Source organism: Floccifex sp. (assembly GCF_051873555.1).
Lineage (GTDB): Bacteria > Bacillota_I > Bacilli_A > Erysipelotrichales > Erysipelotrichaceae > Floccifex.
The window spans coordinates 1-5,647 of the sequence record NZ_JBJEEY010000148.1 but is presented as its reverse complement, the minus strand read 5'-3'; the positions used below and the strand labels follow the sequence as shown (position 1 = coordinate 5,647).

Below are 5,647 nucleotides of genomic sequence, written 5' to 3'. Positions count from 1 at the left end.
TTTATTTTTAAAATAATAAAATAATAATGATTTACTGATACCGGCTTCTTTGGCAATTTGGGAAACAGGACTATTTTTATATGTATTTTCAGAAAAAATACGATAGCCTGCATTTAGAATAGTTTTTTGTTTCTCAATGGGAAGAGAATAAAATTTTTCGTTCATATAATCTCCATTAACCGCTTTGGTTAATACCATATTATAGCCATTGACCATTTTTGAGAAGACCCTAAAACAAAAAAAACATAGCCTGCGCTATGTTAATTGTTGAAAAGCACAATCCAATTGTGGATCCAACTGTTCTTTATGAATTTGAATAGAAACTTGATTTGAAATCATTTGAAAAGTATTAAAATCACAGTTTCCACTTACTTCTAATCCATGATCACTTTGATATTGTTTTAAAGCGTCTGAACTTTGTATACTAAAATATTCATCTTTTCGATCAACTGAATACCCCAAAAAATCCAGATACACTTGTAAAGCCTTGGCATTGTAGTTTACACTATCTCTTTCAATAACTTCATCATCTTTCATTTCTTTATATGTAACTTGAAGCACTTCTGGTTTATTGACTTCTATATCCGCTTCAAAGCCAGTGCCATCAATGCTTTTTCCACTTGGTGTTTCCCATTTAGCAATGGTATATTTTAAAGATGTTCCATCACTAAAAGGCACACTGACTTGTTCACTTCCTTTTCCATAAGTTGTTGTTCCGATTAAAGTCACTTTCGATTCCAGATTTTCTTTTAAAGCCCCTATTAAGACTTCTGCCGCACTGGCTGTGTTTTCGTTTTGAAGAACTACAATCTGATCCATTTCAATGGTTTCGTATGCATCACTTGTCATTTTCGTTGTAGTTTCATTTTTTTGTTTTTCAATGAAAACCGGTGTATTTTCTGGTAATAGACAAGAAGCAATGTCTAAAACCGAAGTCAAATATCCACCTGTATCGTCTCGTAAATCCAATACAAGTTTCTTTATTCCTTTTTTCTGTAACGAAGATAAAGCCGAATGAAATGTCTTAGCTGAGCTTTCGGAAAAACTATTTAATATAACGTAGCCAATGTCATTATAGACTTCACAAACCACTGTAGAGTCATAGCTGCAAGGAATAATATTTGTTGTATATGTTTTTTCATTTCGAATATATTCAATTTTGATTTCTTTGTTTTCACTGTCTTTAATATAAGAAATCACGTCTTGATAATCTTCATTGGAACAAATTAAATCATCTACTTTTGTAATAATATCGCCTTTTTTTAGTTTGGCTTTTTGAGCTGGTGAATCCATAAAAATATGATCACAAACAATATTATTGTTTTCATCCAAATATAATGAAATTCCAATTCCTACATTGCTTCCTTCTAAAGAACTACTAAATTTCTGGGCTTGTTCTAAACTAAAATAATTGGTATGGGCGTCTTTATCAAAGTCCACCATGCCTGAAATGGCTTGTTCGATCAAGGTTTCATCGATATTTTCATAGGAATCAGAATAATACCATTTTTCTTTTAATATTTTATAAATGGAATTAAATTTTTCCAATTCATCGTTGTTTTCAATGGATTGAATGGTAACAGGAATACTGATTCCCAATCCAAAACATAGTAAACAAACAATAAGCGTAGATGCGTGCTTAGCGATTTTTTCGAACATATTTTGATACCGCCATTGAGCTGGCTAACCAGCCAATTCCAATTCCCAATAAAAGAATAATCCAGCCAATTTGGTGATATAAATCCCCTGGTTTAATTAAAGACAATAAACGAATAAATAAATTTCCATCTAAGATTTCATAGACTTTCTGATATCCAAAATAAATAAGAAAATATGTAAGCCCAGATCCAAGTAATCCAATAAAAATTCCTTGAAGTTCAAATGGAATTTTTATAAACGATTGTGTAGCACCGACTGTTCGCATAATCGCAATTTCGGATTGTTGAGAATAAATGGTTGTTCGAATCGTATTGTAGATAAGATATATACTTAAAAAAATCAATAAAATAGCGGTTCCATACCCTACTTTACGAATTTTTTGAAGCATTTCCATTAACTGCGTGACGGAACTTCCACCATAAACACAAGAAGAAACGACTTCCATGTTTTCTATTTCTTGTGCTGTTTTTTCAATTTGTGATCCATCTTTTACAGTCACAAAAAAGGCATTTGCCAAGGGATTATTTTCACCTCGATATAATTCAAAGGCTTCGCCTTTTTCTTGAATCATCAATTCCAGTTCTTCGTCTTTACTGGAAAATTCGATGGTATCTACATTGGAAATAGCCTGAATCTGGTTTTGTATTTCTTCTATTTGGCTTTGATCAATATCGGTTTGCAGGACAACATGAATGCGTACATCAGATTCAATATTATGTGAAAAAGAATCCACATGGAGTCCTACAATCAAACAAATTGAAACTAAAAACACAGAGACAAAGACGGCCATGGCACTGGATAAACAAAGTATGCCGTGTCGTCTGATTTTGATAAGAGCGTGTTTAATTTCATATAAAAATAAATACAACCATTTCATATGCTTTTATATCCACCTTGTGAAGAATCATGGACAATATAGCCATTGTCTAAAACAATTGTACGCTTTTTATATCGTTCCACTAATACACTGTCATGCGTTACCATAACAATGGTGGCATTGATGCTTTGATTTATTTTTTCCAGTAATTCAATGATTTCAAAACTCTTTTCCGGGTCTAAGTTTCCAGTTGGTTCATCCGCAATTAATAATTTTGGATTATTGGCAATGGCACGTCCAATCGTTACACGTTGTTGCTGACCTCCCGATAATTCATCGGGATAGGACTTGGCTTTTTCCTGTAAATCAACCAATTCCAATACTTCTCGAACTCGTTTTCGAATTTTTTTCTTTGGCATTCCTACAACTTCCAAAGCAAACGCAATATTTTCATAGACTGTCAATGTTGGAAGCAAACGATAGTCTTGGAAAATACATCCAATTTGGCGTCGATATTGAGGAACTTTACGATGTTTTAAAGCTCCGACATCTACACCATTGACAAGGATTTGTCCACTGTCCGGGATTTCTTCTCCATTGAGTAGTTTAATCATTGTACTTTTTCCACTTCCTGTGGCTCCAATTACATACACAAATTCTCCATCATTGATTTTCAAAGAAACTTGATTGAGTGCATGGACACCATTGGGATAGGATTTATCGACTTGTTTTAATTCAATCATAAGCCCCTCCTAGAAAAATTTTTCAGGTCGTTCACGACATGGCGCAGCTTTTCCTGCTTCGCATGCTGTTGCGGTTGAATTCCATCCTGTGCCAAAAGCAAAGTCTGCTGTTTGAGAGAAACGCGCTATGGCTTCTGATACACTCATATTTCCTAAATTGATCACTTCAATATGACAATGAGGTCCTGATGAGTTTCCAGAATTTCCTGTTAAAGCAATGACTTGTCCTTGACTCACTGTTTGTCCGGCACTAACCGCAAAACCTTCCTGCGCTAAATGCGCAAAGGAAATAGCATATAAGGTTCCATTGACATCGCATAACATTTCAATGGTATTTCCGCCTCCATATGGCCATCCAGCCCAGTTTCCCAGATAGCCTCCATTTGTTGGTGCTGGATTGGAAGCATAAATGATAATGCCACTGGCAGGTGCTACAACAGCAGTTCCAATGCTGACAGCCCAGTCCAATCCTAAGTGAAGACCACCACCTGGATAGGCCCATGTACCAGCTGATTTTCCTCCACCTGAAATAGGTGAAATAAAGCCACTGACTTTTTCAATCGTTACATCATCACTTGGAGAAATCACACCATAGCTTGGAATATTATTTGCCCTTTCGGCTTCTTCTTGCATTTTCTGACGAAGATCGGCTTCTACTTTATGATATTGTTCCGCTAATTGATCATAAGAATCCTGTAGTTGCACAACATATGTCTTTTCTTCTTCAATGCGTTGTTTTTGTTCTTCCATTTGCTCAGATAAACGCTCTTGTTCTTGTTTTTGCAATTCAAGTTCTTTTTTCAATTCACCTAATTGCTCAATCTGGTCTTGATCACTTGCCGTGATTCTTTCAATTCCATTGAAACGACGGAACATATCATTTAAACTTGATGCACCCATAATCAAATCAATTAAGATATTGGTTCCAGTATTAGCTTGTTCCTGAATCATTCTTTGTTCAATTTGGTCTTCCCATTTGTCGATTTCTTTTTGTTTGGTTTCAATTTCTTCTTGAATCGATTGAATTTCTTGTTCAACCGCTTCAATTTGTGCTTCCATACTTTGTACTTGTTTATCTAACGCATCCGATAACTTCTTTTGTTTCTCCACTAATTCTTCAATTCGACTGGAATTCGATTGCAAAGAATCTAAGTCATCTTTATAAGATTCCATTTCTTTTTTTAGTTGCTCAAATTGTTCATCCAGATAATTTTGAAAACCAAGACAAGCATTCATGCCTTCCTGAGTTGTCTGTGCTTTTGAACAAGTGGAATACCAATAGTCTTCATCCGAATAATCCACGTCTTGTGCTTTTATGGGTATACAAAAGAGTAAAGACATACAAGAAAGAATCGTTAATATTTTTTTTGTCATCGCGTCCACCTCAAATACTTTCTAGCTGCCAATCCACTTCCAATCATTCCAACAACTAGTCCCACAATCAATAAGGCAAGAGAAATATAGATTGTTCCTGGAAAAGGAGGAAGTAATTTCAGCACTTGGCTCATTAAAATCCCGTTGAGTTTTTGATAAAGGAAATGATAGCCTAAGATACAGATTAAAATAGGAATCAGGGCTCCAAAAAAACCAAAGATCATGCCTTCTAACATAAATGGAAATGTAATATACCAGTTCATAGCCCCGACATTTCGCATAATCATAATTTCGTCTTTTCGTGTTTGAATGGCTAATTTAATAGTTGTTCGAATTAAATAAATGGCTAATAAAGCCATAATGACTACAAATACATAGCCCCACTTTCGAATTACAGCCATCAATGAAATTAAAGTTAAGACAAGAGAACCTCCATAATTAACTTTTACAACATCATTCATTTTTTCAATTTTAGAACTGATTTTTTCCAGGGATTCACTATTATTTAAATGAACAATCAATACGTCATATAATGGATTGGATTCTTTATATTGCGAAAAAATATCGCCACTTTCTTCAATTAATTGATTTAATTCATCGTCTTTACTGGAAAATTCAATAAAATCCACTTCTTCCAAGTTTTCTATAGAAGACGATAAAGAATCAATATTTTCTTGTGATATTCCTGGTTTTAAAGACACCTGGATAATAAATTCTTCTTCAAGTCCTTGTGTCATATAACTAATATTCATCGCAAATAAACCCATGACCATCGCAATAAATAAAGCAATCGCAATGGACAATATAGATGAAAATGTAAGTGAAAAATGGCGTAGTATATCTTGATTGGCCATTTTAAACATTCTTGGTAAACATTTAATAAACAGGAGCATTTTTCCACCTCGTTTTATATTATAACATTATATGCATCAAATCTGTCAAATTTGACAATTTAACACAATTCACAAAAAAAAGTCCACTTTCGTGAACTTATCGATGAAATGGTGGAGCGTAGGAGGATCGAACTCCTGACCCCCTGCGTGCAAAGCAGGTG

Annotated in this window: 6 protein-coding genes; all 6 read right to left on the bottom strand. The window is 34.4% G+C overall.

From position 1 onward, the window contains the following. On the bottom strand, window positions 1-165 hold a 165-nt coding region (locus ACI32A_RS08585), incomplete at its 3' end, for a TetR/AcrR family transcriptional regulator (protein WP_439754641.1). 90 nt (window positions 166-255) lie between these two features. After that, complete coding sequence (locus tag ACI32A_RS08580; protein ID WP_439754640.1) at window positions 256-1,659, bottom strand: S41 family peptidase; 1,404 nt, start codon at window positions 1,657-1,659, stop codon at window positions 256-258. After that, window positions 1,640-2,536, bottom strand: coding sequence for a permease-like cell division protein FtsX (gene ftsX, locus ACI32A_RS08575; protein WP_439754639.1), 897 nt, complete (start codon window positions 2,534-2,536; stop codon window positions 1,640-1,642). Before ftsX (ACI32A_RS08575) ends, ACI32A_RS08580 begins: the two co-directional genes overlap by 20 nt. Then, complete coding sequence (ftsE, locus tag ACI32A_RS08570) at window positions 2,533-3,219, bottom strand: cell division ATP-binding protein FtsE (protein WP_439754638.1); 687 nt, start codon at window positions 3,217-3,219, stop codon at window positions 2,533-2,535. Before ftsE ends, ftsX (ACI32A_RS08575) begins: the two co-directional genes overlap by 4 nt. 9 nt (window positions 3,220-3,228) lie before the next feature. Further along, window positions 3,229-4,593: a murein hydrolase activator EnvC family protein gene (locus ACI32A_RS08565; RefSeq protein ID WP_439754637.1), complete on the bottom strand. Its 1,365-nt coding sequence runs from the start codon at window positions 4,591-4,593 to the stop codon at window positions 3,229-3,231. Beyond that, window positions 4,590-5,486: a permease-like cell division protein FtsX gene (gene ftsX / locus ACI32A_RS08560; protein WP_439754635.1), complete on the bottom strand. Its 897-nt coding sequence runs from the start codon at window positions 5,484-5,486 to the stop codon at window positions 4,590-4,592. The genes ACI32A_RS08565 and ftsX (ACI32A_RS08560) overlap by 4 nt, the downstream gene beginning before the upstream one ends. Between the last annotated feature and the right edge of the window lie 161 nt (window positions 5,487-5,647).

Excerpts from the sequence above, each read along its gene's own strand:
- ACI32A_RS08565 (WP_439754637.1), bottom strand. The coding sequence starts at position 4,593 with ATGACAAAAAAAATATTAACGATTCTTTCTTGTATGTCTTTACTCTTT.
- ftsX (WP_439754639.1), bottom strand. The coding sequence starts at position 2,536 with ATGAAATGGTTGTATTTATTTTTATATGAAATTAAACACGCTCTTATC.
- ftsE (WP_439754638.1), bottom strand. The coding sequence starts at position 3,219 with ATGATTGAATTAAAACAAGTCGATAAATCCTATCCCAATGGTGTCCAT.
- ftsX (WP_439754635.1), bottom strand. The coding sequence starts at position 5,486 with ATGCTCCTGTTTATTAAATGTTTACCAAGAATGTTTAAAATGGCCAAT.
- ACI32A_RS08580 (WP_439754640.1), bottom strand. The coding sequence starts at position 1,659 with ATGTTCGAAAAAATCGCTAAGCACGCATCTACGCTTATTGTTTGTTTA.